The sequence below is a fragment of the Mesorhizobium sp. M1403 genome (assembly GCF_040317695.1).
In the GTDB taxonomy this organism is placed as follows: Bacteria; Pseudomonadota; Alphaproteobacteria; order Rhizobiales; family Rhizobiaceae; genus Mesorhizobium.
Genome location: NZ_JAMYKY010000005.1, coordinates 99,566 through 125,524 on the forward strand (window position 1 = coordinate 99,566; position 25,959 = coordinate 125,524).

Sequence of the window (25,959 nt, forward strand, 5' to 3'; positions counted from 1 at the left end):
CCGGGGCCCTAGATCGAAACGTCCGCGATGGCCGCCTTGGCCATCGCGAGTTGGGCGGGAGCGACGGAGAGGTCACGCAGGCCGGTTTCGAGCAGCGCCGGGATCGAGGCGGGGTCGCCGCCGGCATCGCCACACAGGCTGACCGGGATATTATGCTGGCGGCCGAAGGCGGCAACGGAGGCGATCAGCCGGAGCACGGCCGGGTGCCTGACGGAATTCAGATGTGCGACAGAAATGTTGTCGCGAGCGGCGGCCATCACATATTGGGTCAAATCATTTGAACCGATCGAGAAGAAAGCGGCCTCGGCGAATACCTCCGGTACGATGGCCACCGACGGCACCTCGACCATGATGCCAAGCGGCGGCATTTTGTGCGCGATGCCGCGCGCGAAAAGGTCAGCCTGCTCTTCCGCGAACAGCGCCGTCGCGCGTTCATATTCTTCCGGGACGGCGATCATCGGGAACATCACCTTCAGATTGCCGTGCATGGCGGCACGTAGCAAGGCGCGGATCTGTATGCGAAAGACCTCCGGACGCGCCAGCGACAGCCTGATCCCGCGCAGGCCAAGGAATGGATTACATTCCTCGACGGTCAGGCCCGGCACAGGCTTATCGCCGCCAGCATCGACGGTTCGGATCGTCACCGGCCTGTCGCCTGCCCATTCCAGCACTTTGCGGTAGGCGCGATATTGCGTCTCCTCGTCCGGCAGCGTCTTGCCGAACAGGAATTCGGTCCGCATCAGCCCGACGCCGTCGCACGTCGCAGCATCGATGCTGTCGACATCGGACGGATCGGCGATATTCACCTGCACCCGGACCGCTATGCCGGTCTTCGTTGCCGCAGGCCTTGTCAGATAGGCTGCCGCTTTGCCGCGATGCGCCGCGAACGACGACGACGATCGCCGGAATATGGCGATCTCCGCTTTCGAAGGCGCCAATACGATGCCGCCATGTTCGGCATCGAGCAGCGCGATTTCGGCAAGGTGAGCCGGCGAAGCACCGAGTTCGGCCGGCCCCAGCGCTACTATCATTGGCACGCCGCGCGAGCGCGCCAGCATGGCGACATGGCTTGCGGCACTTCCGGCTTTCAGCGCAATGCCGCCGCCCGCACTCCAGTCGGTTTCGAGGAAGCGCGTCGGTGCGATATCCTCGCCGTAGAGGATCGCGCCCGCCGGCGCGGCAATGTCGCCGCCCCCGGTCAGTGCGCGCAGCACCTGGTCGCGTATATCGCGCATGTCGGCGGCGCGGGCACGGAAATAGTCCTGCTCGGATGTTTCGTAGCCGGCGATTTCGGCGTCGAGTGCCTGCCGCCAAGCCACATCAGCGGCCATGCCCTCGGCGATGTGCGAAAGGGCCGGGGCGGTCAGCGCATCGTCCTCCAGCATGGCGAGCTGGAATTCGAGGATATCGGACGCCTCGCTGTCGCTGGTTTCGATCAATGTCGCGAGCCAGCCTGCGGCAATGGAGATGGCGGCCTCAAGCGCCGCCTTCTCGTCCGCGGCACTCGCCTTGCGGACATAACGCATAGCAGCCTGGTCGAGGTCGAACAGCGGCCCCTCGGCATAGCCGGCCGATGCCGAAATGCCCTGCAGCCTAAGCGGTTCGGGCATGGTCCTTGCCTTCGTCGAAATCGCGCCGCACCAGCTCGACCAGCGCGCCGACCGCCTCGCCGGCGCCGTCGCCTCTGGCTCGGATATGCAGCACAGTGCCTTTAGGCGCCTTCGCCGCCATCACCTTGACGATGCTCTTGGCGTCGTACCACGGCCCGTTGGCTGCGACCGCCACTTCGACATCGGCCGAAAACGTCTTGGCAAGCTTGGTGAACTTCACCGAAGGACGTGCATGCAGTCCCACCTCATGGGTGATCAGGACGCTGGCTTCGGCTGCTGCGGACATGCTTGTCAAAATTCCCGTTCGTTCACGACGGCGACAATTCGTGCGCCGTCGCCACCACTTCCCTGAGCGAGGCGCCGCCGGAAGCCTCGGTCGCCGCCATCACCGCACCTTCGACGATCGGCGCATTGCAGACGATGATCTTCTGGGCGCGTGGTTCGCCGATCATCTCGACCGCCATCTCGCTATTGGTCTCGGCGCCGCCGAGATCGACGAGGATGGCGACACCCGCCTCCGACCAGGCCTTGTCGATGGCGCCCATGATCGCCTCGACATTGGTTCCCAGCCCGCCATGGCCGTTTCCGCCGCACCATGCAAGCGGCACTTCGTCGCCGACCATCTGCCGCACCATATCGGCGGTGCCTTCGGCGACCAGCGGCGAATGCGATACGATGACGATGCCGACATTGCTCATGCGCGCCTCTCGATTATCTCGGCTACGGCCCGCACCAGAAGCGCGGTCGAGCGTGCGCCGGCATCCATATGACCGATCGAACGGTCGCCAAGGAAGGAGGCGCGCCCACGCAACGCCTTCATCGGCACGGTCGCGTCGGCTGCATTGTCGGCGATGTCGACGATTTCCCCTGCTGTCTTTCCCTGCACCAGCGCTTCATGCACCGGCTGCAGCACGTCCAGCATGGTCTTTTGTCCGGCCTGCGACTTGCCTCTGGCGGCTACCGCTTCGATCGCCTTGCCGAAGGCCGCAGCCAGATTGGCGCGATCCGGCGCGGCGGAAATCTCCTTGCCGAGCGCCATGAACAGCGTGCCGAACAGGGGTCCGGAGGCTCCGCCGACAGTCATCACCAGTTTGGTGCCGATCGCCTTCAGCGCCTCGGGCAACGGCTTTGCCGCGAACGCGCCGGCCTCGGCCCGCACTGCCTCGAAGCCGCGTTTCATGTTGAGCCCATGGTCGCCGTCGCCGATCGCCTGGTCGAGCCTGGTCAGCTCTTCGGCATGGGCGGCGATGGTGTTTGCCGCCGCCTCGATCAGCCTGGAAAGATCCGCTGCCGCCATATCACCCATGCTCCTGGCCCCTGCGCTGCCGGGAGTACGAGAAAATTGCATATCCGGCAATCGAAGCATTCTTTTCCCCAGTCAAGCGGGTTCGAGCAACGCAGCGAGGGCACTGAAGACCTCGGCGACGGCAAAGGCGCCGGGGTCGACCACGCCGTCGAGCTGGCTGCCAATATAGGCGGACCGGCCAGCCTTGGCCCTGCGCATGGCAGCGGTGGCCTCGGCGCCGCGTTGCGCCGCGACCGCCGCATCTTCCAGACTGCCGCTATCCAGCGCCCTCAAGGCGGGTTCCAGGGCATCGATCATCGTGCGATCGCCGATCCTCGCTCCGCCATAGAAGGACATCCGATCGAGGCCGGCGAGAAGTGCCTTGGGAAAAGTTGCGCCAGACGCCAACGCCTGCGCGGCGGCTGTAAAGAAGATCGACAGCAGTACGCCACTGGAGCCGCCCATGCTGGCGCTCAGGATGTCGCCCACGGTGGCGAGCGTTGCGGCAGGGTCGGCGAGCGGCAGTGTCTCAAGGCGGCTAAACACGCTCCGCGCGCCGGCCGCCACAGTTGATCCGGTGTCGCCGTCTCCCACCTTGGCATCCAGTCCGTTCAACGCGCCTTCAAGCGAGATCAGCCGTTCGCAGATCGCTACCACCAGCCGTTCACTGCGTGCATCCTGGCTGGCTTTCGACGCGTTGCTCCGGCCGGCGGTTTTGGCCACCGGCACGACGTTCACCGGGCGAACGGCTCTTGCCGGCAGCCAGGCGTGAGGGCCGACCGGTGCCCGCAACGCTGCTTCGCGCGGCGCATCGAGCCGGATCAGCGACAGAGAAAAGCCGTTCATGTTGAGCGCCGTCATAAGCTGCCCGGGCCCGATCGTCAGCGTCACCTTTCGTGCCAGCGGTGAAGTCAACACCGCATTGGCGACGAGCAACATCTCCAGCAGTGGCACCGAACCGAGATTGTTGATCAGCAAGGCGTAGTCGCTGGCGGGATCGAGCCGTGCGGCAAGGCGCTCCGACATGATCGCGACCAGCCTTTCGGCACTTTGCACCGCAATCCGCTCAACGCCCGGTTCGCCATGAATGCCGAGGCCGAGTTCGGCGTCGTCGGCGCCAAATCTTTCGTCATGGCTCTGACCGGGGATCGAGCAGGATGACAGCGATATGCCGAGTGATACGATGTCCGCTGCCGCGGCGCGCGCCGCCGCGGCAACCGCCGCCAGATCGTTGCCGGTTTCCGACAGATGGCCGGCGATCTTGTGCACGAACAGGGTGCCGGCAACGCCACGCGGCTGCGCAATATCAGGCAGGGCAATGTCGTCGGCGACAATCACCATCTCGACGCGGAAGCCTTCGGCGCGCGCCTTCTCGGCTGCCAAGCCGAAGTTGAGGCGATCACCGGTGTAGTTCTTGACGATCAGCAGGCACCCGGCGGGACCGGTTACCGCGCGGATGGCGGCCAATACTGCTTCCACGCTCGGCGAAGCAAAGATCTCGCCTGATACTGCCGCCGTCAGCATGCCCACGCCGACGAAGCCGGCATGCGCGGGTTCGTGCCCGGCCCCGCCGCCGGAGATGATGCTGACCTTGCTCTTATCCCAGTCCGCACGGAGGACGACCTTGATTTCGGGATAGCCGTCGAGGCGAGCGAGATCGCCGGCGCCGGTCGTGCCGAGAAAGCCGTCCAGTGCCTCAGTTACGATCGTATCCCTGCGATTGAAAAAATGCTTCATCGAATTGGTCCAGTCCGGTGCCCGAAATTGCCGGTTGAAAGGTGCCAGGAAAACACTCGCGCAGCGCTCACATCAGCCGTCGCCCATCGGCGCCGAAATACAGCGGCGAGCGATAGCGGATCATGATCTTGTCGCCCTGCGCCAGGTCGGTGTCGGGGTCGGTCAGCGTCACCAGCTTCTTGGTCCCCACCGTCACGTGCAGATGGTTCTGGTCGCCGAGATGCTCGACCCAATCGACGACGCCGTCGGCATGGCCGTTCGCCGCCTTCTCGATCGAAAGATGTTCGGTGCGCGCTCCGATCGTCTTGGTTCCCGCCGGCGCGCCGCCATCCGGCAGCAGTCCGACCGGCAACAAATTGATGGCCGGTTGGCCTAGCCTTGCCGCGACGTGAAGGTTTGCCGGCTCAGAATAGATCGTGCGCGGCGAACCGATCTGCACCAGCACGCCGTCGGCGAGGATGCCGATGCGGTCGGCCATGGTCATCGCTTCGATCTGGTCGTGTGTGACGTAGAGCATTGTAGCGCCGAGTTCGGCCTGGATGCGCTTCAGCTCGAGCCTGAGATCGGCGCGCAGCTTGGCGTCGAGCGACGACAGCGGCTCGTCCATCAGGTAGATCGACGGTTTGCGCACCAGAGCGCGGCCGATGGCGACGCGCTGCATCTCGCCGCCCGACAGTTTGGTCGAGCGATTATTCAGCTTGTGGTGGATGCGCACCATCTTGGCCACGTCCTCGACGCGGCGGCGGATCTGATCCTCCGGCATTTTGCGCGCCGGCGAGCGTAGCGGAAAGGCGAGGTTGTCGTAGACCGACAGATGCGGATAGAGCGAATATTGCTGGAACACGAAAGCGGTGTCGCGCTCGGTCGGCGACAGCGTCGTCGTGTCGTGGCCGGCAATATGGATCGAGCCCGCTTCGGGCCGCTCCAGCCCAGCGATCAGCCTGAGCGTCGTCGTCTTGCCGGCGCCAGTCGGCCCGAGCAGCACGACGAATTCCCCGTCGGCGATATGCAGGTCGAGATTGTCGACGGCGACATGCTCGCCAAAAACCTTGGTCACGCCTTTGATGTGAACGTCAGCCATGATGCGCTCTCCCCTGGGAGGCCGACTCATGGATTTCGGTGCGCACCGCACGGCCGGATCCTTTTGCGAACAGCGACAGCCGCGCGCTGCTCAGCGCCAGGCCGACATGATCGCCCGGATTGAGCCGGATTTCGGCCGGCACCCTGGCCTTGATGATGCCGTCTGCCGTCTCCACCGCCACGATCTGCGTGGTACCGAGATACTCGGTGCCGTAAATGGCGCCGCGCAGCTTCGAGGCGTCGTCGAAGCGGATGTGCTCCGGTCGGATGCCAAGCGCCATCTCGGCCGGCGCAACATCCTCGCGCACTTCCGGCACGGCCACCTTCGCGCCTTGCACAACAATTTCCCTGGCGCCCTTTGAAAGGCCGCCGCCGAAGCCGAGGAAATTCATCGGCGGCGAGCCGATGAAGTCGGCGACAAACATCGTCGCCGGCCGGTCGTAGATCTCACGCGGCGTGCCGAACTGCTCGATGACGCCATGGTTCATCACCGCGATCTTGTCGGCCATCGACATCGCTTCCATCTGGTCGTGCGTGACATAGACGGTGGTGGCGTGGATGCGGTTGTGCAATTCGCGCAGCTCATGGACCATCAGGTCGCGGAATTCGGTGTCGAGCGTGCCGAGCGGCTCGTCCATCAGGAAACACTTTGGCCGCCGCACGATGGCGCGGCCGAGCGCCACGCGCTGGCGGTCGCCGCCGGCAAGCCCGGAGACGGATTTGTTGAGCAGATGGTCGATCCGCAAGAGCTTCGCCGTCTCTTCCACTCGGCTCCGGATTTCAGCGCCTGGCATGCCTTGCGCCAGAAGTGGAAAGCCGATGTTCTTTCTCACATTCATGTGCGGATAGAGCGCGAACAGCTGGAAGACGAAGGCGATGTCGCGCTCGCGGGCACGCCGCATGGTGACGTCCTCGCCGCCAAGCAGGATCTTGCCGCCGGTCGGCAGTTCGAGCCCGGCGATCATGCGAAGCGTCGTCGTCTTGCCGCAGCCCGACGGCCCCAGCATGACGAAGAACTCGCCGTCCTCGACGACGAAGTTGGAATCCTGCACGGCGACGAAATCGCCGAAAGCCTTCCTCAGATGTTCGATCCTGATCTCGGCCATCGTCTACTCCGGAAATTTCGAGACGATGATGAACATCGCCGTGCCGGCAAGCATGGTGATGAAGGAATAGGTGTAGAGCGCCAGTGCGAAGGGCTGGAACAGCATCAGGAAGCCGATGGCGATGATCACGGTGGCGACGTTCTCCATCAGCCCGCGCCTGGCCCAAACGGGCCAGCGCGATTTGCGTTTTGCGGTCAGGTTCATTTGCGCACCGCGCCAAAGGTGATGCCGCGCAGCAATTGCTTGCGAAGCAGGATAGTGAAGACCAGGATCGGCACCAGGAAGATCGTTGTGCCGGCCGCGACCGCCGGCCAGTCCTGGCCGCCTTCGCCGATGATGGTCGGGATGAAGGGCGGCGCGGTCTGCGCCGTGCCCGAGGTCAGTAGCGCAGCGAAGGCATATTCGTTCCAGGCAAAGATCAGACAGAAAATGGCGGTTGCGGCAATACCGGTGGTCGCCTGCGGCAGTACCGTGCGCCAGAACGCCTGCAGCCTGGTGTAGCCGTCGATCATCGCCGCTTCTTCATATTCGCGCGGGATCTCGTCGATGAAGCCTTTCAGCAGCCACACTGCCAACGACACGTTAACCGCCGTATAGAGCAGGATCATGCCGAGAGCCGTGTCCGACAGGCCAAGCTCGCGATACATCAGGTAGATGGGAATCGCGACCGCGATCGGCGGCATCATCCGCGTCGACAGGATGAAGAACAAAAGGTCGTCGGCGAGCGGCACTTTGAAGCGCGAAAAACCGTAGGCCGACAGCGTGCCGAGGAACACTGCGCAAAAGGTTGAGCCGAAGGCGATGATCAGCGAATTGACGAAGCGCGGCATGAAGTTCGACGGGCCGGCGATCACCATGTTGCGCTTGCGCACCGTCTCGTCGCAAAGGCCCGTCGCCGGCCCCAGCGAGTTGATGTATTCCGGCGTCTGCCTTGTCCGCGTCGTGAACAGGTTACAGTAGCCCTCAACGCTGGGCTGGAACAGGATCTTCGGCGGATAGGCAATCGAATCCGGCGGCGTCTTGAAGCTTGTCGCGAAGATCCACAGCAGCGGTACGATCGAGATCAGCGCGTAGGCCACGATAATCGTGCCGGCGACGCGCTTCGACGTGGCCGAGGGTGCGACGACCGAATGGGCTGACGTCAGGCTCATCTCTGCTTCACCTTGTTGAGCGCCTTGACGTAGATGTTCGCCAGGCCGAACACCGCGACGAACAGGATGATGGCGAAGGCCGAGGAATAGCCCGTCCGCCAGCTTTCGAAGGCCTGCCGCTTCAGCGTGATCGAGGCCACTTCGGTGGTCGATCCCGGCCCGCCGCCGGTGAGCAAATTGACCATGTCGAACATCTTGAAGTTCTCGATTCCGCGAAACAACACCGCCAGCATGATGAAGGGCAGCGCCATCGGCAGCGTGATCGACCAGAACTGCCGCCAGTTGGAGGCGCGGTCGACCTCGGCCGCTTCGTAGATGTATTCGGGGATCGAGCGCAGGCCGGCGAGGCAGATCAGCATCACGTAGGGAGTCCACATCCAGGTATCGACGATGATGATCGACCATGGCGCCAGCGAGACGTTGGACAGCATGCTGATCTCGGTTGCCGGAATGCCGGTGACGAACGAAACGGCGTAGGCGAACAGCCCGATCTGTGGCTCGTAGAGGAAGCGCCAGAAATTACCGACCACCGCCGGCGACAGCATCATCGGCACCAGGATGATGGTCGTCCAGAAGGCGTGGCCACGAAACTTACGGTCGATCAGCCAGGCCAGCGTGAAGCCGATCAGCGTCTGCAGCAGGATGGTCCAGAACACGAAATGCGCCGTCGTCTGCATGGCGATCCAGATGTCCTGGTCCGCGAGGATGCGCTTGTAGTTGGCCAGCCCAAGGTTCTTCACCACCTCGTTGGGGCGATTGGCGCGAAAGTTGGTGAAGGACAGGTAGATCGCCCAGAACAGCGGGAAGATATTGATGGCGAGAAGCAACAGGATCGTCGGCGAGATGAACAGCCAGGCGAGGCCCTTGTCGCTGATGCCCCGGACCTTGCGGGCCAACGGCACAGGCGTAGCCCGGGCAACGCTGTCCGCCGTCCGATTGAGCATGGTCAGTCCTGCTTCGGTCACTTGGATCGTCTCGACAATGGAATTTATCTGAACTGTGTCCCGTGCCAAGGGCGGCACGGGACGGTTCGGTCATGGGCTCGGGAGGAGCCGGTTACATCCGATTACATCTTGCCATCGTCCTCGAAGACCTCGGTCCAGTCCTTGACGAGGCCGTCGAGCGCGTCCTTGGCCGAGCCTTGCCCGGCAACGACATAGTCGTGGAAGCGCTTCTGCGATGCCTGCAGCAGCGGTGCGTAGCTCGGCTCGGCCCAGAAATCCTTCACGATGGCCATAGAGTCGAGGAAGGTCTGCGCATAAGGCTGGCTGGCCGGGAAGCCCGGGTCCTTGACGACCGCGTTGAGGCAGGAATAGCCGCCGAGCGACCACCATTTGGACTGCACGTCCTTGTTGGCGAACCATTTGATGTATTTGAGCGCGGCTTCCTGCTTGTCGGAATAGGAGACCACCGAGATGCCCTGGCCGCCGAGCTGGGCGAACTGGTCGCCGTCGGGACCCTTGGGATTGACGAAATAGCCGATCTTGTCGCCGCCGACATTTTCGTCCTTCTGCAGGCCTGGCCAGGTGAAGGCGAAGTTCATGTGCATCGCCACCTGGCCGGATTTGAAGGCGTCGACGCCTTCGCCCATGTAGCTGTTCGAGGCGCCGGGGGGGGTGCAGCAATCATAGAGCGCCTTGTAGAACTCCAAGCCCTTCACCGATTTATCGGAGTTGACGAAACCTTCCATCTCGTAGGGCTTTTTCGGATTTTCATACTGGAAGCCGAAGCTGTAGAGTACGTCCATGGCACCCATGGTGATACCTTCCGAGCCGCGCTCGGTGTAGATCGACGCGCCATAGACGGTCTTGCCGTCGATCTCGCGCTTCTGGAAGAATTCGGCGATCTGCCTCAGCTGGTCGAAGGTTGTCGGCGGGCCGAGATCCCAACCGTATTTCTCCTTGAATTCCTTCTGCAGTTCCGGCTTGGAGAACCAGTCCTTGCGATAGGTCCAGCCGACGACGTCGCCCATAGCCGGCAGCGCCCAGTAATTCGGCGAGTTCTTCGGCCATTCCGAGTAGCCGACGACAGTCGCCGGCACGAAATCGTCCATGCTGATCTTCTCCTTGTCGAAGAAGTCGTTCAGCTTGACGTAATGGCCGTTCTCGGCGGCGCCGCCGATCCACTGGCTGTCGCCGATGATCATGTCGCACAGCTTGCCGTGCGAATTCAGCTCGTTGAGAAAGCGGTCGGCATAGTTGGTCCACGGCACGAATTCGAATTTCATGCCGATGCCGGTTTCCTTGGTGAAGTCCTTGGACAATTCCACGAGCGCGTTAGCCGGGTCCCAGGCTGCCCAGCAAAGCGTCAGATCTTCTGCCTGCGCGACGTTCGAAACGGCTGTCGACGCGAGGAGTGTCGATGCCAGTCCCAACGCCAGTTTCAAGGTCGATTTCATGCCTTCCTCCCATTTGCGAAACGCGTCCGGATGACGGTTTCAAGAGCCCGCTAAACCCCTCCTCCGGGGCCTAAACACAACGGCGCGGCAACACGTCGGATGTTTAGTAATTTGTTTAGTGATGCAATTTTTACTAAACAAGGCAAGCGAATTCGTTGCTGCACCGCAGCATGTCGAATCGGGGAGCAATGTCGGAGTTGCGGCGCCCGCCTAGGTCACCGTCTTGTTGCTGACCGTCACCGGACGGATCGCTGGGGGCGGCGGCAGCAGGGCGCGGATGTCGGCGAAGGGGAAGACCGGCTCGAAGCGGAAGGCCTCCGCGAACGCTCCGGCTGGGCCGTTGCACTGGCCGGCGCGAAAGGCGTTCAGCGTGCGCGCCGCATTGACGAAACGCTCGGGATCCTGCGACTGATGCGCCCGGATCGCCTCCGCCTTGAGATCGAAATGCCTGGAGGTATCGACGTAATGCGTCGGCGAAAACCCGGTGCCGCCGAGCGTGTCGGCATGCAGTACCGGCACCGAGAATGACGCGGCGATGCGCACGCCGTCCGACAGCGCGCGGTGGTCGCCATGATAGTCGTTCGGCGCATGGGTAATCGCCAGATCCGGCCCTATCTCGCCGATCAGTGCTCTCAGCGCCCCGATCAGGGCGGCGTCCGCCACCAGCGCGCCATCGGGAAAGTCGAGGAAGCGCGGCGTCACGCCAAGCAGACCGACCGCCACTGTCGCCTCTTTGCGGCGCGTGCGGACAAGCGCGGCCGGATCGCCATAGCCGCCCCTGGCGCCATCCGTGGCTATGGCAAAAAAGAGTTCTGCGCCTTGCGCGGCATAGGCGGCCATCGTACCGAACATGAAGATCTCGATGTCGTCCGGATGCGCGCCAAGCGCCAATATCTTCACTCTCATCTCTCCCGGAACTGGAAAAACGTGCCCAACGGAATTCTGCTCGCTCTCATCGCCTATGCAAGCTATTCGTGCAGCGACGCGGTTGTCAAAAGCCTGGGTGGGCAGTTCAACGTCTTCGAGATCGGCTTCTTCTCGACATTGTTTGCCGGCTGCTTTCTGCTCTTTGCCAGGCCGCCAGGCGAACGCTGGCGCGATTTCTGGCGCACGACCCGGCCCTGGGCGGTGCAGGCCCGCGCCTGGGCCGGCATCGCCTCCGGCGTGCTCAGCGTCTACGCCTTCACCACCATCCCGCTGGCAGAAGTTTATGCGCTGATCTTCCTGGCGCCGCTGTTCGTCACCATCCTGGCCACGCTGGTCCTCAAGGAGAAGGTCGGCCCATGGCGGTGGCTGGCGGTGGTCGCGGGCTTTGCCGGGGTCATGCTGGTCGTCAGGCCGGGGTTTCGCGAGTTGCATCTTGGTCATCTGGCGGCGTTCATCATCGCCTTCCTGGCCGCCACCAATGTCATCCTGATGCGTTCGCTTGCCGCGCAGGAAAAGCGCACGACGATGCTCGGCGTGCTGATCGGCTACGGCCTGCTCTTCAACGGCGTCGGTGCGGCGGCCACCTCGTTCTCGCTGCCGGATGGCAGGCAATGGGCTTGGCTGGTGCTGGCCGGCGCCTTCACCGCCGGCGGCCAGCTGCTGCATCTGTTGGCGGTCAAATACGCACCGGCCAACCGCATCGCGCCAACGCATTATTCGCAGATCGTCTGGGCGGTGGTTCTAGGCGCGCTGTTCTTCAGGGAATATCCGGATTTTCTGTCGCTGGTCGGGCTTGCCGTGGTCGGCGGTTCCGGTCTGCTGACGATGGTGCGCGAGGAGGTGCGGCTCGGCACGGTGCGCTGGAACCCGTTTGCGCGGACCCGACTTTGAGCTGGTACCAAGCTTGCGCGGCGACCGCCACCGCTGATATGCGATCGCTGCCAACTGGCTGCACATCATAGGACAATGACGACAAAACCTTTGCCGGACCTGCCGGTCTCCGCGGTCTTGCCGGCGCTCAATGAAGCGCTGAGCCATGGTAACAGCGCCGTGCTGGTGGCTCCGCCCGGCGCCGGCAAGACGACGCTGGTTCCGCTGACGCTGCTCGATGCGCAATGGCTCGGCGCCGGAAAGATCATCCTGCTCGAGCCGCGCCGCCTCGCCGCCCGCGCTGCCGCCCGCCGCATGGCCGAACTGCTTGGCGAAGAGCCCGGTGAAACCGTCGGCTATGCCATGCGCATGGAAAACCGGACTTCCGCGAAGACCAGGATCGTCGTCGTCACCGAAGGCGTGTTGTCCCGCATGATCCTCGACGATCCCGAGCTGCCTGGTGTCTCGGCGGTGTTGTTCGACGAGTTCCACGAACGTTCGCTCGACGGTGATTTCGGGCTGGCGCTGGCGCTCGACGTGCAGGGTGCGCTGAGGCCCGACCTCAGATTGCTGGTCATGTCAGCGACGCTCGATGGCGCGCGTGTCGCAAAATTGCTTTCCGGCGCGCCGGTGATCGAGAGCGCAGGCCGCGCCTTTCCGGTCGACATCCGCTATGACGAGCGGCCGGCCGGCGTCACCATCGAGGATGCCATGGCCAGGGTGATCCGCTCGGCGCTTGCCGGGGAGGAGGGTAGCGTGCTTGTCTTCCTGCCCGGCCAGCGCGAGATCGAGCGCACCGCCGAGCGGCTGGCGGGCAAGGTCGGCGCCGACACCGACATCGTGCCGCTCTACGGCATGCTCGACAACAGGACGCAGGACGCAGCGATCAAGCCGGCGCCGCCCGGCCGTCGCAAGGTCGTGCTGGCGACGTCGATCGCCGAAACCTCCATCACCATCGACGGCGTGCGCGTCGTCATCGATTCCGGCCTGTCGCGGCTGCCGCGCTATGAGCCGGCCAGCGGCCTGACGCGGCTGGAGACGGTGCGTGCTTCCCGCGCTTCCGCCGACCAGCGCGCCGGCCGGGCCGGGCGCACACAGCCGGGCGTCGCTATCCGGCTGTGGCGGGCCGAGCAGACAGCGGCACTGCCGGCCTTCACGCCACCGGAAATCCTCGAAGCCGATCTCTCCGGCCTGTTGCTCGATTGCGCGGCGTTCGGCGTTGCCGATCCGACGAGCCTGTCCTTCCTCGACCCCCCGCCGGCTCCGGCGCTCAACGAGGCAAGGGCGCTGCTGCGCGCGCTCGATGCCGTCGATGCGGCAGGGCGCTTGACGGAGGCCGGTGCCGCGATGCGCAAGCTGGCTCTGCCGGTCCGGCTCGCCCACATGGTCGCCGAGGCGGCAAGGACCGGCCAGGCGCTCGAGGCGGCGATGCTGGCCATGCTGCTCACCGAGCGCGGCCTTGGCGGCGATGGTGCCGATCTCGAACGGCGGCTGATGCGCTTTCATGCCGAAAGATCGCCGCGTGCCACCGCTGCCCGGCAGCTGGCCGAGAGGTTGGCAAAGCAGGCTTCACCCTCCCCCTCGACGGGAGGGTCGGCGAGCGAGCCGAGCGCAGCGAGACGAGGGAGACGCGGCGGGGTCGCCGATGGCGTGCGCGAACCGACCCCACCCCGGTCCGCTACGCGGATCGACCCTCCCCTCAAGGGAGAGGGCAGCACCGCCGGCGCCCTCCTCATCCATGCCTGGCCGGACCGGGTCGCTAAAGCGCGCGGCGAGCGTGGCCGCTTCGTGCTTGCCAACGGCTCCGGCGCCATGCTCGACGCCTCCGACCCGCTGGCCGGCGAGACCTGGCTCGTCGTCGCCGATCTGCAGGGTAAGGCGCAGAACGCCCGCATCACCGCGGCGGCGGCGCTCGACGAGGCCGACATCCGCACCGCGCTGGCGGAAAAGATCGAGACTCGCCGCGAGGTGAGCTTCGACCGCGATAGGCGCGCGGTGCGGGTGCGCGAAACGGTTCGGCTCGGCGCCATCACGTTGTCCGAACGCATGCTGCCGGCGCCGACCGGTGCCGACGCAGACAGCGCCATTCTCGACGCCTTGCGCGAACACGGCCTGTCGCTGCTGCCGTGGAGCAGGGAAGCGGAGACGTTGCGGCAGCGGCTCGGCTGGCTGCATCGCGGCCTCGGTGCGCCATGGCCCGATGTCTCCGATGCGGCGCTCGTCGAGCGCCTCGACGACTGGCTGCTGCCGTTCCTTTCCGGTGCCGCATCCTTTGCCGCGATCGATCCCAGCGTGCTTTCGCAAGGCCTGATGACGCTGGTACCGCACGAATTGCAGCGCAAGATCGACACATTGGCGCCGACCCATTTCGACGCGCCGTCGGGCAGTCGGCTGCCGATCCGCTATGAAGGCGAATGGCCGGTACTGGCAATCCGCGTGCAGGAGCTGTTCGGCCTCGACCGGCATCCCGCGATCGCCAACGGCACTGTGCCGCTGACGCTCGAATTGTTGTCACCGGCGCACCGGCCGATCCAGACGACGCGCGACCTGCCCGGGTTCTGGCGCGGCTCCTGGGCCGATGTGCGGACAGACATGCGCGGCCGCTATCCCAGGCATGTCTGGCCGGAGAACCCGCTTCTCGCCGCCGCCACGAGCCGCGCCAAACCGCGCGGTACCTAATGATTCCCGGACTGTTATCCCGAACGGAAGGCCAGCTTCGGCGCTTTTTCGGAAAAGACCTCCGGCTGTTTCCCCTCTATAATCATTGGCCATGATAAACATCCTGCACGCACCCGACTTCCAGCAAAGCCAGCGGCTGCGCCTCAACACGCTGATCAGGTTGCGCTGGCTTGCCATCGTCGGCCAGAGCCTGACCGTGCTTGTCGTCGCTTACGGGCTGAAATTTCCGCTGCCGGTCAGCATGTGTTTTGCGCTGATCGCTTGTTCGGCCTGGATGAACCTTTTGCTGACCTTCCGCTATCCGGCGGCGCATCGGCTTACCCCGCCCTCGGCCTTTGCCATCCTGACCTTCGACAGCCTGCAGCTTGCCGGCCTGCTCTACATGACCGGCGGTCTCACCAATCCGTTTTCGCTGCTGATGACCGTGCCCGTCGTCGTCTCGGCGACGTCGCTGCCGCTGCGGCTGACCGCCATGCTCGGCGCGCTGGTGATCGTGGCGGCGACGCTGCTGGTCTTTTACCACCTGCCGCTGCCCTGGCATGAGGGCGCGCCATTGGCGATGCCGTTCATCTATGTCGCCGGCATGTGGATGGCGGTGTTCTGCTCCATCGCCTTTACCGCGATCTATGCCTTCCGGGTGGCCGAGGAGGCGCGGCTGCTTGCCAACGCGCTTGCCGCCACCGAACTGGTGCTGCAGCGAGAGCAGCATCTCTCGGCGCTCGACGGCCTCGCCGCCGCCGCCGCGCACGAGCTCGGCACGCCGCTCGCCACGATCGCGCTTGTCGCCAAGGAGATGGAGAAGGCGCTTGGCCAAGATCCGAAATATGGCGAGGACGTGAAGCTGCTGCGTTCGCAGAGCGAGCGCTGCCGCGAAATCCTGAAGCGCCTGACCAGCCTTTCCTCCGAGAGCGAGGTGCACCTCTCGCGCCTGCCGCTGACCTCGCTGGTCGAGGAGGTGACGGCGCCGCACCGCGATTTCGGCATTTCGATCAAGCTTCGGCCGGGCGAGCGCATCGGCCCGGAACCGGTGGGCCGGCGCAATCCCGGCGTCATCTACGGCCTCGGCAATCTGGTCGAGAACGCCGTCGACTTCGCCCGCAAGAATGTCACCGTGCGCTGGAGCTGGAACGAGGCCGTTGTCAGCTTCACGATCATCGACGACGGGCCGGGCTTTCCGCCCGAGATCATCGACCGCATCGGCGAACCCTATATGTCAACGCGACAAGGCACCGAAGCCGGCGGCGGCCTCGGCCTCGGCCTATTCATCGCCAAGACCTTGCTCGAACGCTCCGGCGCGACGCTCGATTTCCGCAATTCGAGCGAGCCCGGCGAGGGCGCTATCGTGCAGATATCGTGGCCGCGCAGCGTCTTCCTCAATCCCGAGCAGGCTTCGGCCATCATGTTCGACACGGCCTAAATTGGACAATAGCGTTGCGAAACTATATTTGCGTAAAAATCAGGCAGCAGGATTTTCAGCACGATGAGTACTGACGAAACGATTGGCGCAATGGTCGAAGGCGAGGACACCTCGCTGCTGATCGTCGACGACGACAAGCCGTTCCTGACGCGGCTTGCCCGCGCCATGGAAACCAGGGGTTTTGTCGTCGAGACGGCAGAGAGCGTCGAGGAAGCGGTTGCCAAGGCGCGCGCCAATCCGCCGGCCTATGCGGTGGTCGACATGCGGCTGGCCGACGGCAACGGCCTCGACGTCGTCGCCGCGATCCGCGAGAAGCGCGACGATGCCCGCGCCATCATCCTCACTGGCTACGGCAACATCGCCACCGCGGTGACGGCGGTGAAGCTCGGCGCTATCGACTATCTGTCGAAGCCGGCCGACGCCGACGACATCTTTGCAGCCCTGACCCGCACGGCGGGCGAACGCGCAGCACCGCCCGAAAATCCGATGTCGGCCGACCGGGTGCGCTGGGAGCACATCCAGCGCGTCTATGAAATGTGCGACCGCAACGTCTCGGAAACCGCGCGCCGGCTGAACATGCATCGCCGCACGCTGCAGCGTATCCTCGCCAAGCGCGCGCCGCGCTAAAAGGCTCTGACTGCAGGCTTGCCCGGCCAGCGCTGTTTGCGCATCATCGCTTGGCGGTGTCGGACCTTGCCGCTGATACGACGGAGGCGACATGCAGGACGAAAAGCGGCTGGTCTCCATGCTGCGCGAATTCCTCGACAGCGAGGCGGCCGGCGGCCTCATCCTGATGGCTGCGGCGGCCCTGGCCCTGATCGTCGCCAATTCGCCGCTGGGCGAGGCTTATTTCTCCGCCCTCCACGCCTATCTCGGACCGCTCAGCGTCTCGCACTGGATCAATGACGGCCTGATGGCGGTGTTCTTCCTGCTGGTCGGCCTCGAGATCAAGCGCGAGATGCTCGACGGCCAGCTCTCGACCTGGCCGCGCCGCGTGCTGCCCGGCATCGCCGCCGCCGGCGGCATGGCGGTGCCGGCACTGGTCTACGTCGCCATCAACCGCAACAATGAAGCCGCTCTGTCCGGCTGGGCGATCCCGACCGCCACCGATATCGCCTTTGCGCTCGGCGTGCTGTCGCTGCTTGGCGGCCGCGTGCCGGGCTCGCTGAAGATATTCCTCACCGCGCTCGCCATCATCGACGATCTCGGCGCCGTGCTCATCATCGCGGTGTTTTATACCAGCGGGCTGTCGCTCGCCTATCTCGGCGCCGCCTTCGCCGTCATCGCGCTGCTGGTGGTGCTCAACCGCTTGCGGGTGCTGACGTTGCTGCCGTACGTCTTGCTCGGCATCGTTCTGTGGGTTTTGGTGCTCAAATCGGGCGTCCATGCGACGCTTGCCGGCGTCGCGCTGGCCCTCACCATTCCATTGAAGATATCGCCGGGCAGCGGCCACGATCTCGACCATTCGCCGCTGCACCGGCTCGAACACGGCCTGCACAAAGTCGTCGCCTTTTTCGTCATCCCGATTTTCGGCTTTGCCAACGCCGGCGTCTCGCTCGGCGGTCTCAGCGCTGCCGCCCTGGCCGAGCCGCTGACGCTCGGCGTCGCCGCCGGCCTCGTCGCCGGCAAGCTGGTCGGCGTGTTCGGGTCTTCTGCGCTTGCCATCCGGCTCGGCTTCGCCGATCTGCCGGTCAATGCCGGCTGGCTGCACATGATCGGCATTTCGCTGCTCTGCGGCATCGGCTTCACCATGAGCCTGTTCATCGGCCTGCTCGCCTTCGCCAGCGACGTCGCTCTGCAGGACGCGGTCAAGGTCGGCATCCTCGCCGGCTCCTTCATCGCCGCGCTCCTCGGCGCCACCGTGCTGCTGGTGGCGCCGGCGGCGGACGGGACGGACGAGGCGGAAGAATAGTCGCGCCGCCACTTCCGGCCTTCAGGCCACCTTCTCCCGCATCTGGACCCTACCCGTGCGCAATCATGACGTGGCGGACGGCTGTGTAATCCTCCAGCGCATAGAGCGACATGTCCTTGCCGTAGCCGGATTGTTTCAACCCGCCATGCGGCATCTCGTTTGTCAGCATGAAGTGGGTGTTAATCCAGGTGCAGCCATATTGCAGGCGGGCGGCCGTCGCCATGGCGCGCGAAACGTCCTTGGTCCACACCGATGACGCCAGGCCATAGTCAGAGTCATTGGCCCAGTTCACCGCCTCGTCGACTTCGGAAAAACGGGTGACCGAGACCACCGGGCCGAACACTTCGCGGCGCACGATCTCGTCTTCCTGCAGCGCGCCGGCGACGACGGTCGGCTGGTAGAAGAAGCCGGAGCCCTCGCCCGGCTTGCCGCCCGTGGTAATCTCGATGTGCTTGAGCTCAGAGGCGCGCTCGACGAAGCTCGAGACGCGATCACGCTGGCGACGCGAAATCAGCGGGCCGATCTCGTTCTCGGTATCGTCGGGGCGATCATACTTGATGGTCGAGACCGCAGCGGAGAGGTCGGCGACAAGCTTGTCGTAGATCTTCTTGCCGGCGTAGATGCGGCAGGCGGCGGTGCAGTCCTGGCCGGCATTGTAATAGCCGAAGGCGCGCAGGCCGTTGACCACCGCACCGAGATCGGCGTCATCGAAGACGATGACCGGCGCCTTGCCGCCGAGCTCGAGATGTGTGCGCTTGACCGATTTGGCGGCGGCCTGCAGCACCTTCTTGCCGGTGGCGACGTCACCGGTGATCGAGATCATGTTGACCTTCGGGTGGTTGATCAGCGTGTTGCCGACACTGTCGCCGCGGCCGAGCACGACGTTGACGACGCCTTCCGGCAGGATATCGGCAAGGATTTTCGCCAGCTTCAGCGCGGTCAGCGGCGTCTGTTCCGACGGCTTGAAGACGACGGTGTTGCCGCCGGCAATCGCCGGCGCCAGCTTCCAGGCCATCATCATCAGCGGATAGTTCCACGGCGCGATCGACGCGACAACGCCGATGGCGTCGCGGCGGACCATCGAGGTGTGGCCGGGAATGTATTCGCCGGCGACCTGGCCGGGCATCGAGCGGACCGCACCGGCAAAGAAGCGGTAGCAGTCGACGATCGCCGGGATCTCGTCATTGAGCACGGCATTGATCGGCTTGCCGCAGTTCAGCGCCTCGAGCGTCGCGAAATCCTTTGCCGCGGCCTCGATGCGATCGGCGATCTTCAGGAGATAGCCGGCGCGCTGCGCCGGTGTTGTGCGGGACCAGGTGACGAACGCTTTTTCCGCGGCAAGCACTGCTGCCTCGATCTGCGCCGGGCTGGCCTCGGGCAGGTTGACGATGGTCGCCCCGGTCTTCGGGTTGAGGATCGGTTCCTCGGTCTCGGTGCCTTTTTCGAATTTCGAGCCGATCAGCATCTGCGTGTCCATGGAAGTCTCTCCCTTATGAACGAGATCATTTGCCCGAACCGGCGATCTGGTCGCCGTCGCGGGTCAGGTAATAGGCAGCGAGGATGGGAAGCAGCGTCACCAGCACCACGACCATCGCCACGACATTGGTGACCGGACGCTGGCGCGGACGGATCAACTCTTCGAGCATCCAGATCGGCACCGTTTGCTGCTGGCCGGCGGTGAAGGTGGTGACGATGACCTCGTCGAAGGACAGCGCAAAGGCCAGCATGCCGCCGGCCAGCAGCGCGGTTGCGATGTTGGGCAGCACGACATGCCGAAAGGTCTGGAAACCGTCGGCGCCGAGGTCCATCGACGCCTCGATCATCGAGCCGGACGTGCGGCGGAAACGGGCGACCGCATTGTTGTAGACGACGACCACGCAGAAGGTGGCGTGGCCGAGCACGATCGTCCAGAACGAGAACGGGATTTCGGCCAGCGCGAACGCCGAGCGCAGCGCGATGCCGGTGATGATGCCGGGCAGCGCGATCGGCAGGATCACCAGCAGCGAGATGGTTTCGCGGCCGAAGAATTTTGTGCGGGACACGGCGGCGGCGCACAGCGTGCCGAGGACCAGCGCGATGGCGGTCGAGATCGCCGCGACCCGTACAGACAGCGACAGCGCCTGCCAGACGTCGGGGCGGTTCCAGGTGATGGCGAACCATTGCGTGGTCAGGCCCGGCGGCGGCCAGACGAAGCTCTTCTCCTCGGTGGTGAAGGCATAGACGAAGATCAGCAGAATCGGCAAATGCAGGAAAAGCAGGCCCCCGGTGGCAGCGAGCTTCAGGCCGATCGGCGCGGATTGGCCGCGGTCAGAGCGCATCGAAGGCCCCCATGCGCTTGGCGCCCCAGAGATAGAAGCCCATGATGACGATCGGCACCACAGTGAAGGCGGCGGCGAGCGGGATGTTGCCGGCGGTGCCCTGCTGCGAATAGACGGCCTGGCCGATGAACAGCCGCGAGGTGCCGATGATCTGCGGAATGATGTAGTCGCCGAGCGTCAGCGAGAAGGTGAAGATCGAACCGGCGACGATACCCGGCAATGCCAGCGGGAACAGCACGTTGCGGAAGGTCTGGCCGGGTGACGCGCCGAGATCGGAAGAAGCCTCGACCAGATTGCCCGGCACGCGCTCGAGGGCCGCCTGCACCGGCAGGATCATGAACGGCAGCCAGACATAGACAAAGACGATGAAGGTGCCGGTGGACGATACCGACAGCGAGTTGCCGCCGACGATCGGCAGCGACAGCCAGGCATCAAGCAGCCACAGAAGATGCAATTTGGCCAGCAGCCACGTCAGGATGCCTTCCTTGGCGAGGATCAGCTTCCAGGCATAGATCTTGACCAGGTAGCTCGACCACAGCGGCAGCATGACGCCGAGATAAAACAACGCCTTCCAACGGCCGCGCGCATAGCGCGCCGCGTAATAGGCGATGGGAAAGGCAATGACCGCCGACGCAAACGTCACCAGCGCCGCCATCGTCACCGTGCGCAGGATGATGTCGAGATTGGCGGCCTGCAGCAGGTCGCCATAAGTCTTCAGCGTGAACTCGCGGTTGATGAGGCCGGAGAACTCGTCGATCGAGAAGAAGCTCTGCAAAAGCAGCGCGAACAGCGAGCCGATATAGACGATGCCGAGCCAAAGAACCGGCGGCAGCAGCATGAGCAGAAGCAGGAGTTGGGGCCGGCGCCAGAAGAGGTCGGAGAGCGCGCCGCGCAGGCCGCCGCTTCCCGGCAGGATGGCGGGGGTCGTGGCCCGCGGCATGGCGGCGTCCAGGCTCATCCCAGCTCGTCCATCAGATGCAAATGCTCGCGGTTGAAGGTGAGCACCACCGCCTCGCCTTCCCGGGGCAAGGCAGCACCCGCCGGCACGATGGCATGCAGCCGCAAGCCTTCGGCATCGAGCGCCAGTCTTATCGTCGCGCCGAGATAGTTGGTCGACACCAGGCGAGCCGCAACGCCGTCGCCCTTGGCCGCCCGGCCGATGCGAATGGATTCAGGGCGCAGGCTGCCCCAGCGATGCTGGCCGGCATAGCGCTGGACGAAATCCGGCGGCAGTACGTTGGACGAGCCGACGAAATCGGCGACGAAGCGGGTCTTGGGGCGCTGGTAGATGTCTTCCGGCGTGCCGATCTGCATGATCTTGCCGTCGTTGAAGACGGCGACGCGATCGGCCATCGACAGCGCCTCGCCCTGGTCATGGGTGACGAACACGAAGGTGATGCCGAGCGCCTTCTGCAGCGATTTCAACTCCTCCTGCATGTTCTCGCGAAGCTTGAGGTCGAGCGCGCCGAGCGGCTCGTCGAGCAACAGCACCTTGGGCTGGTTGACCAGCGCACGGGCGAGCGCGACGCGCTGGCGCTGGCCGCCGGAAAGCTGGCCAGGGCGACGCGCGCCGTAGCCGGGAAGCCGCACCAGCGCCAGCGCTTCTTCCGCCGCTTTTTGCCGCTCCGGTCTGCCGACGCCCTTGACCATCAGCCCATAGGCGACGTTGTCGAGCACGTTGAGATGCGGGAACAGCGCATAATCCTGGAACACGGTGTTGACGTTGCGGCGATAGGGCGGCACGCCCTCGGCGCGTTCGCCGAAGATCGAGATCGAGCCCGCCGTCGGCTGCTCGAACCCGGCGATGAGGCGCAGGCACGTCGTCTTGCCCGAGCCGGAAGGCCCGAGCATGGCGAAGAACTCGCCCGGCACGATGTCGAGATCGACCGCGTCGACGGCACGCACGCTGCCGAAATGGCGGGAGACTTTTTGGAAAGAAACGGCGGAGGTCATGGGTTGTCCTGATCTGTCAGGCTCATCAAATTCAGGGTAGCGCTGCCCCTCATCCGCCTGCCGGCACCTTCTCCCGTAGTGGACGGGGAGAAGGGAGGCGCTCCAACGCTGGCGACCCCCCGTTCTTCACGGGGAGAGGGTAAGGGTGAGGGGCAGCGCCGAGCTTCGTAGGTGAGACGAACTCACCGTCCGCCGATGACGCCGATATAGTCCGACACCCAGCGGTAATAGGGCACGCACTGGTCGTTCTGGGTGGCGCATTTCGAGACCGGCGTCTTCCAGAACTTGATCTTGTCGAAATTGTCGTAGCCGTTGGTCTTGCAGCCCTCTTCGCCGAGCAGTTCGTTGCCCTTGCAGGCGGCGGGCACCACCGGCAGCGAGCCGAACCAGGCGGAGACGTCGCCCTGCACTTTCGGCGACAGCGAATGCTCAATCCACATGTAGGCGCAGTTCGGGTGGGCCGCATCGGCCTCCATCATGGTGGTGTCGGCCCAGCCGGTGACGCCCTCCTCGGGAATGGTCGAGGCGACCGGCTTCTTGGCCGCGATCAGCGTGTTGACCTGATAGGGCCATGAACCGGAGGCGACGACGCCTTCGTTCTGGAAATCGTCGACCTGGATGGCAGCGTCATGCCAGTAGCGTCCGACCAGCGTACGCTGGACGCGCAGCAGGTCGAGCGCAGCCTTGTACTGGTCCTCAGTCAGTTCGTACGGATCCTTGATGCCGAGCTCCGGCTTGTGGGCCATCAGGTAGTTGGCGGCATCAGCAATGTGGATCGGCCCGTCATAGGCCTGGACGCGGCCCTTGTTCGACTTGCCGTCGGGTAGCTTCATTTCCTCGAACACGATGTTCCAGCTCTTCGGCGCCTCCTTGAACACTTCGGTGTTGTACATCAGCACATTCGGCCCCCATTGGTACGGCACGCCGTAATGGACACCGCCGACGGTGAACCAGGGCGCATCCTTCAGCCGGTCGTCGACCGTCTTCCAGCTCGGGATGAGGTCGGTGTTGATCGGCTGGACGCGCTTGCCCGCAACCAGGCGCAGCGAGGCGTCGCCCGAGGCAGTGACAAGGTCGAAACCGCCTTCGTTCATCAACGAAACCATCTCGTCGGAGGTGTTGGCGGTCTTGACGTTGACCTTGCAGCCGGTTTCCTTCTCGAACGAGGTGACCCAATCATAGCCCTTGTCGGTTTCGCCGCGCTCGATATAGCCCGGCCAGGCGACGATATTGACCTCGCCTTCACCCTTGCCCAGCTCCTTGACCTGGGCGATGGCCTGGCCGGAGAAGGTCAGCGCGACCGTCAAGGCAGTGCATGATTTCAGCAATGAATTCATCGTCGATCTCCCATTTTGCATGACCTCGAAACCGGTTTCGGTTTTCGGAAAAGGTCATGCGCCCGTTCAAACGTTGGATGCGCGGCTCTAAGGGGCCGTGCTCCTGCGGCAGCTTTGTTCCCTGGCTCAAAAGTGCTGCGAAATTTCCGGTTTCGCAAATTCATTTATCAGAAAGCCGATATCGGTTTTTCCGATACATCACCGGCCGATCTTCTCGGGCCGTTGGCGCACCATGCGCTGCGACTGGGCAAGTCCGATGAAGTCGCGCGCCGCCTGCGGCAGGCCGGAGCCGCGCCGCCAGACCATGCCGACCTGGACGACCGGCAACGATCCCGAAATATCGCGCGATTCGATGCGGTCGCCTTCCAGCGACCATGGCCGGTAGACGAGGTCCGGCAGCAGCGCCACGCCGGCGCCGGTGGCGACGAGACTGCGCACCGCTTCGACCGAGCGGGTGCGGAATGCGACGTGCGGTTTGGCGCCGATCGCCGTCAGCAGCTTTCCGGTATTCTCCTCGATCTCGTCGACGGTCAGCATGATCAGCGGTTCCGAGGCGATATCGCCGATGCCGATGATGTCGGCACCGGCCAACGGATGGCCGAGCGGCAGCCACAGCCGGTAGGCCGAGACTTCGAGGATTTCGGACTGCAGCGCGGTGCGGTCGCGCAGGTTCGAGGTGACCATGACCGCAATGTCGAGCTTGCCGCCGATCAACAGGTGCTCGAGATAGTCGCCATTGTCCTCGATCGCCGAGACCTCGACACCCGGATAGGCGCGGCGGTAGCGGGCAAGAAGATCCGACAGCACATAGCCGGCGACCAGCGAGGTGACGCCAAGTTGCAGCCGCCCGCTTGCCGCGATCTGTTCGCCGAAGAAGGCGCGGCGCGCATCGGAAACGTCGGCAAGGATCTTCCTCGCATGGCGCAGGAACTGGTGGCCCTTGTGGGTGATGTTCAGCCCGCGCGGGTGGCGCTCGAACAGCTCGACGCCGAGATCGTGCTCCAGCTCCTTGATCGCCTCGGTGACCGAGGATTGCGAGATCGACAGATTCTGGGCGGCGCCCGACACCGTGCCTTGCTCGGCGACGGCGATGAAGAACTGCAATTGGCGGATGGTGAAAGCCATGGCCGGACTAAACACGGCAGAGGCGGCGCTGGGAAGTGGGTGCTGGTGCCGTTCTCCCGATAGAGCTCAGTCCTCGCTTCCGCCATCCGCAATGCTGAGCCGCGCGCCGGCCTGGGCAAGGGCGGCGGCGATGTCATGCAGCGGCGGACGGTCGGTCGCGAGTTCGGAAAAGCCGTCGAAGCCGCAGACCTGAACCAGACCCTGCCGGCCGAATTTGCTGTGGTCGGTGACGACAAGCGAACGCTGGCCGCGCGACAGCACCATGCGGGCGAACTCAGCCTCTTCGAGGTCATAGTCCATGACACCCGTGATGGCATCGACCGCGCCGGTCGAAATCACCGCGTGGCTGACGGAGAAGCGGCTGACGAATTCGATGGCTGAGACGCCGAAAGCAGCACCGGAATCGCTGCGCAGCTCGCCGCCGGCCATATAGACCTTGTTGCCGTTGACGGTGGCCAGCGTGCGGGCGATGTCGGAGGAATTGGTGACGACCGTCAGCCGCCGGTGGCCGAGCAGCTCGCGGGCCAGGAAGCTCGTGGTCGTGCCGGTGTCGAGCATGATCGACTCGCCGTCGCGGATAGTGGCAGCGACCATGCGGGCAATTGCCCGCTTGGCATCGGCGTTCTCACGCATGCGCCGCTCGAACGGCGCTTCGCCGGCAATCGACGGCAGGCCGACGGCGCCATGCATCTTGAGGATGGAACCATCGCTGGTCAGTGGCTTGACATCGCGGCGTACCGTCTCCAGCGAGACGCCCAGCCGGTCAGCCAGGCTGGCAATGGTGACGGTGCCTTCCTCCTTGAGGAGGCGCAGGATTTCGCCATGCCGCTTCGAGTGGCCCATCGGTTCCAACCGGTCGAATTGTTGCACCATTGACCGTTTCTACGGCATAAATGCCACTTACTCCAAGATATTTCGCAAAATTCGGGCAAAAAAGCAGAAAACACCACAATTTCGCGTTGACAACGTCTCCAGCCTGGCGCGACATTATCGCTGTGACAGGCCCGGAACGGAGGCCGACGGCTGAGCCGCACGAAAAATCGCCTGCCTGAAC

Annotated in this window: 24 protein-coding genes; 5 read left to right on the forward strand and 19 right to left on the reverse strand. The window is 64.3% G+C overall.

The window, feature by feature from the left end; all coding sequences use genetic code 11:
• Positions 1-8: 8 nt before the first annotated feature.
• The 12 genes from ptsP to NKH01_RS11850 all read right to left on the reverse strand — a co-directional run bounded on the left by ptsP (position 9) and on the right by NKH01_RS11850 (position 11,267).
• Entirely contained in the window at positions 9-1,610 is a 1,602-nt protein-coding gene (gene ptsP, locus NKH01_RS11795; RefSeq protein WP_353020276.1) for a phosphoenolpyruvate--protein phosphotransferase, read from the reverse strand.
• Positions 1,594-1,896: an HPr family phosphocarrier protein gene (locus NKH01_RS11800; protein ID WP_353020277.1), complete on the reverse strand. Its 303-nt coding sequence runs from the start codon at positions 1,894-1,896 to the stop codon at positions 1,594-1,596. The genes ptsP and NKH01_RS11800 overlap by 17 nt, the downstream gene beginning before the upstream one ends.
• A gap of 22 nt (positions 1,897-1,918) precedes the next feature.
• A complete protein-coding gene (gene dhaM, locus NKH01_RS11805; RefSeq protein ID WP_006325214.1) occupies positions 1,919-2,308 on the reverse strand; it encodes a dihydroxyacetone kinase phosphoryl donor subunit DhaM in 390 nt (129 codons plus the stop codon).
• Positions 2,305-2,907: a dihydroxyacetone kinase subunit DhaL gene (gene dhaL, locus NKH01_RS11810; protein ID WP_353020278.1), complete on the reverse strand. Its 603-nt coding sequence runs from the start codon at positions 2,905-2,907 to the stop codon at positions 2,305-2,307. Before dhaL ends, dhaM begins: the two co-directional genes overlap by 4 nt.
• An 81-nt stretch (positions 2,908-2,988) precedes the next feature.
• A complete protein-coding gene (locus tag NKH01_RS11815; protein WP_353020280.1) occupies positions 2,989-4,632 on the reverse strand; it encodes a dihydroxyacetone kinase subunit DhaK in 1,644 nt (547 codons plus the stop codon).
• A gap of 67 nt (positions 4,633-4,699) precedes the next feature.
• Positions 4,700-5,713 carry an ABC transporter ATP-binding protein gene (locus tag NKH01_RS11820; protein ID WP_353020281.1) on the reverse strand — a complete coding sequence of 338 codons (1,014 nt, stop codon included), beginning with the start codon at positions 5,711-5,713 and terminating at the stop codon, positions 4,700-4,702.
• Positions 5,706-6,818 carry an ABC transporter ATP-binding protein gene (locus NKH01_RS11825; protein WP_023717961.1) on the reverse strand — a complete coding sequence of 371 codons (1,113 nt, stop codon included), beginning with the start codon at positions 6,816-6,818 and terminating at the stop codon, positions 5,706-5,708. Before NKH01_RS11825 ends, NKH01_RS11820 begins: the two co-directional genes overlap by 8 nt.
• 3 nt (positions 6,819-6,821) lie before the next feature.
• The gene (locus NKH01_RS11830; RefSeq protein WP_353020282.1) at positions 6,822-7,022 is read right to left on the reverse strand and encodes a hypothetical protein; all 201 of its coding nucleotides are present in this window, start codon (positions 7,020-7,022) and stop codon (positions 6,822-6,824) included.
• Positions 7,019-7,969: a carbohydrate ABC transporter permease gene (locus NKH01_RS11835; protein ID WP_023717959.1), complete on the reverse strand. Its 951-nt coding sequence runs from the start codon at positions 7,967-7,969 to the stop codon at positions 7,019-7,021. Before NKH01_RS11835 ends, NKH01_RS11830 begins: the two co-directional genes overlap by 4 nt.
• Entirely contained in the window at positions 7,966-8,913 is a 948-nt protein-coding gene (locus NKH01_RS11840; protein ID WP_352640735.1) for a carbohydrate ABC transporter permease, read from the reverse strand. The genes NKH01_RS11835 and NKH01_RS11840 overlap by 4 nt, the downstream gene beginning before the upstream one ends.
• A gap of 122 nt (positions 8,914-9,035) precedes the next feature.
• On the reverse strand, positions 9,036-10,367 hold the full coding sequence (locus NKH01_RS11845) for an ABC transporter substrate-binding protein (protein WP_353020284.1): 1,332 nt from the start codon (positions 10,365-10,367) through the stop codon (positions 9,036-9,038).
• A 210-nt stretch (positions 10,368-10,577) separates the two neighbouring features.
• Complete coding sequence (locus tag NKH01_RS11850; RefSeq protein ID WP_352917975.1) at positions 10,578-11,267, reverse strand: PIG-L deacetylase family protein; 690 nt, start codon at positions 11,265-11,267, stop codon at positions 10,578-10,580.
• A gap of 27 nt (positions 11,268-11,294) precedes the next feature.
• Between NKH01_RS11850 and NKH01_RS11855 the strand changes: the two genes are divergently transcribed.
• From NKH01_RS11855 to nhaA, 5 genes are all read left to right on the forward strand, one after another.
• On the forward strand, positions 11,295-12,185 hold the full coding sequence (locus tag NKH01_RS11855) for a DMT family transporter (RefSeq protein WP_352483984.1): 891 nt from the start codon (positions 11,295-11,297) through the stop codon (positions 12,183-12,185).
• Between the two features lie 75 nt (positions 12,186-12,260).
• On the forward strand, positions 12,261-14,843 hold the full coding sequence (gene hrpB, locus NKH01_RS11860) for an ATP-dependent helicase HrpB (protein WP_353020285.1): 2,583 nt from the start codon (positions 12,261-12,263) through the stop codon (positions 14,841-14,843).
• Positions 14,844-14,934: 91 nt separating this feature from the next.
• Positions 14,935-16,260 (forward strand): ActS/PrrB/RegB family redox-sensitive histidine kinase, encoded by a 1,326-nt coding sequence (locus tag NKH01_RS11865; protein ID WP_353020286.1) that lies wholly within the window; start codon positions 14,935-14,937, stop codon positions 16,258-16,260.
• Positions 16,261-16,323: 63 nt separating this feature from the next.
• A complete protein-coding gene (locus NKH01_RS11870; protein ID WP_023676342.1) occupies positions 16,324-16,887 on the forward strand; it encodes an ActR/PrrA/RegA family redox response regulator transcription factor in 564 nt (187 codons plus the stop codon).
• A gap of 91 nt (positions 16,888-16,978) precedes the next feature.
• The gene (gene nhaA, locus NKH01_RS11875; protein ID WP_353020287.1) at positions 16,979-18,172 is read left to right on the forward strand and encodes a Na+/H+ antiporter NhaA; all 1,194 of its coding nucleotides are present in this window, start codon (positions 16,979-16,981) and stop codon (positions 18,170-18,172) included.
• A gap of 49 nt (positions 18,173-18,221) precedes the next feature.
• Here the strand turns inward: nhaA and NKH01_RS11880 are convergent, their stop codons facing one another.
• The 7 genes from NKH01_RS11880 to NKH01_RS11910 all read right to left on the reverse strand — a co-directional run bounded on the left by NKH01_RS11880 (position 18,222) and on the right by NKH01_RS11910 (position 25,748).
• Complete coding sequence (locus tag NKH01_RS11880) at positions 18,222-19,649, reverse strand: gamma-aminobutyraldehyde dehydrogenase (protein ID WP_352495756.1); 1,428 nt, start codon at positions 19,647-19,649, stop codon at positions 18,222-18,224.
• A gap of 25 nt (positions 19,650-19,674) precedes the next feature.
• Positions 19,675-20,490: an ABC transporter permease gene (locus tag NKH01_RS11885; RefSeq protein WP_023717951.1), complete on the reverse strand. Its 816-nt coding sequence runs from the start codon at positions 20,488-20,490 to the stop codon at positions 19,675-19,677.
• On the reverse strand, positions 20,480-21,430 hold the full coding sequence (locus NKH01_RS11890; RefSeq protein ID WP_023717950.1) for an ABC transporter permease: 951 nt from the start codon (positions 21,428-21,430) through the stop codon (positions 20,480-20,482). The genes NKH01_RS11885 and NKH01_RS11890 overlap by 11 nt, the downstream gene beginning before the upstream one ends.
• A 14-nt stretch (positions 21,431-21,444) precedes the next feature.
• Entirely contained in the window at positions 21,445-22,443 is a 999-nt protein-coding gene (locus NKH01_RS11895) for an ABC transporter ATP-binding protein (protein WP_352495758.1), read from the reverse strand.
• Between the two features lie 182 nt (positions 22,444-22,625).
• Positions 22,626-23,780, reverse strand: a complete 1,155-nt coding sequence (locus NKH01_RS11900) for an ABC transporter substrate-binding protein (protein ID WP_023717948.1) — start codon at positions 23,778-23,780, stop codon at positions 22,626-22,628.
• Between the two features lie 198 nt (positions 23,781-23,978).
• Positions 23,979-24,905 (reverse strand): LysR family transcriptional regulator, encoded by a 927-nt coding sequence (locus tag NKH01_RS11905; RefSeq protein WP_023717947.1) that lies wholly within the window; start codon positions 24,903-24,905, stop codon positions 23,979-23,981.
• Between the two features lie 66 nt (positions 24,906-24,971).
• Positions 24,972-25,748, reverse strand: a complete 777-nt coding sequence (locus NKH01_RS11910) for a DeoR/GlpR family DNA-binding transcription regulator (protein ID WP_353020382.1) — start codon at positions 25,746-25,748, stop codon at positions 24,972-24,974.
• Positions 25,749-25,959 lie beyond the last annotated feature (211 nt).

What these genes read in the sequence shown, in the direction of transcription:
- ptsP (WP_353020276.1), bottom strand. Translation starts at nt 1,610, where the DNA reads ATGCCCGAACCGCTTAGGCTGCAGGGCATTTCGGCATCGGCCGGCTAT.
- NKH01_RS11800 (WP_353020277.1), bottom strand. Translation starts at nt 1,896, where the DNA reads ATGTCCGCAGCAGCCGAAGCCAGCGTCCTGATCACCCATGAGGTGGGA.
- dhaM (WP_006325214.1), bottom strand. Translation starts at nt 2,308, where the DNA reads ATGAGCAATGTCGGCATCGTCATCGTATCGCATTCGCCGCTGGTCGCC.
- dhaL (WP_353020278.1), bottom strand. Translation starts at nt 2,907, where the DNA reads ATGGCGGCAGCGGATCTTTCCAGGCTGATCGAGGCGGCGGCAAACACC.
- NKH01_RS11815 (WP_353020280.1), bottom strand. Translation starts at nt 4,632, where the DNA reads ATGAAGCATTTTTTCAATCGCAGGGATACGATCGTAACTGAGGCACTG.
- NKH01_RS11820 (WP_353020281.1), bottom strand. Translation starts at nt 5,713, where the DNA reads ATGGCTGACGTTCACATCAAAGGCGTGACCAAGGTTTTTGGCGAGCAT.
- NKH01_RS11825 (WP_023717961.1), bottom strand. Translation starts at nt 6,818, where the DNA reads ATGGCCGAGATCAGGATCGAACATCTGAGGAAGGCTTTCGGCGATTTC.
- NKH01_RS11830 (WP_353020282.1), bottom strand. Translation starts at nt 7,022, where the DNA reads ATGAACCTGACCGCAAAACGCAAATCGCGCTGGCCCGTTTGGGCCAGG.
- NKH01_RS11835 (WP_023717959.1), bottom strand. Translation starts at nt 7,969, where the DNA reads ATGAGCCTGACGTCAGCCCATTCGGTCGTCGCACCCTCGGCCACGTCG.
- NKH01_RS11840 (WP_352640735.1), bottom strand. Translation starts at nt 8,913, where the DNA reads ATGCTCAATCGGACGGCGGACAGCGTTGCCCGGGCTACGCCTGTGCCG.
- NKH01_RS11845 (WP_353020284.1), bottom strand. Translation starts at nt 10,367, where the DNA reads ATGAAATCGACCTTGAAACTGGCGTTGGGACTGGCATCGACACTCCTC.
- hrpB (WP_353020285.1), top strand. Translation starts at nt 12,261, where the DNA reads ATGACGACAAAACCTTTGCCGGACCTGCCGGTCTCCGCGGTCTTGCCG.
- NKH01_RS11865 (WP_353020286.1), top strand. Translation starts at nt 14,935, where the DNA reads ATGATAAACATCCTGCACGCACCCGACTTCCAGCAAAGCCAGCGGCTG.
- NKH01_RS11870 (WP_023676342.1), top strand. Translation starts at nt 16,324, where the DNA reads ATGAGTACTGACGAAACGATTGGCGCAATGGTCGAAGGCGAGGACACC.
- nhaA (WP_353020287.1), top strand. Translation starts at nt 16,979, where the DNA reads ATGCAGGACGAAAAGCGGCTGGTCTCCATGCTGCGCGAATTCCTCGAC.
- NKH01_RS11880 (WP_352495756.1), bottom strand. Translation starts at nt 19,649, where the DNA reads ATGGACACGCAGATGCTGATCGGCTCGAAATTCGAAAAAGGCACCGAG.
- NKH01_RS11885 (WP_023717951.1), bottom strand. Translation starts at nt 20,490, where the DNA reads ATGCGCTCTGACCGCGGCCAATCCGCGCCGATCGGCCTGAAGCTCGCT.
- NKH01_RS11890 (WP_023717950.1), bottom strand. Translation starts at nt 21,430, where the DNA reads ATGCCGCGGGCCACGACCCCCGCCATCCTGCCGGGAAGCGGCGGCCTG.
- NKH01_RS11895 (WP_352495758.1), bottom strand. Translation starts at nt 22,443, where the DNA reads ATGACCTCCGCCGTTTCTTTCCAAAAAGTCTCCCGCCATTTCGGCAGC.
- NKH01_RS11900 (WP_023717948.1), bottom strand. Translation starts at nt 23,780, where the DNA reads ATGAATTCATTGCTGAAATCATGCACTGCCTTGACGGTCGCGCTGACC.
- NKH01_RS11905 (WP_023717947.1), bottom strand. Translation starts at nt 24,905, where the DNA reads ATGGCTTTCACCATCCGCCAATTGCAGTTCTTCATCGCCGTCGCCGAG.
- NKH01_RS11910 (WP_353020382.1), bottom strand. Translation starts at nt 25,748, where the DNA reads ATGGGCCACTCGAAGCGGCATGGCGAAATCCTGCGCCTCCTCAAGGAG.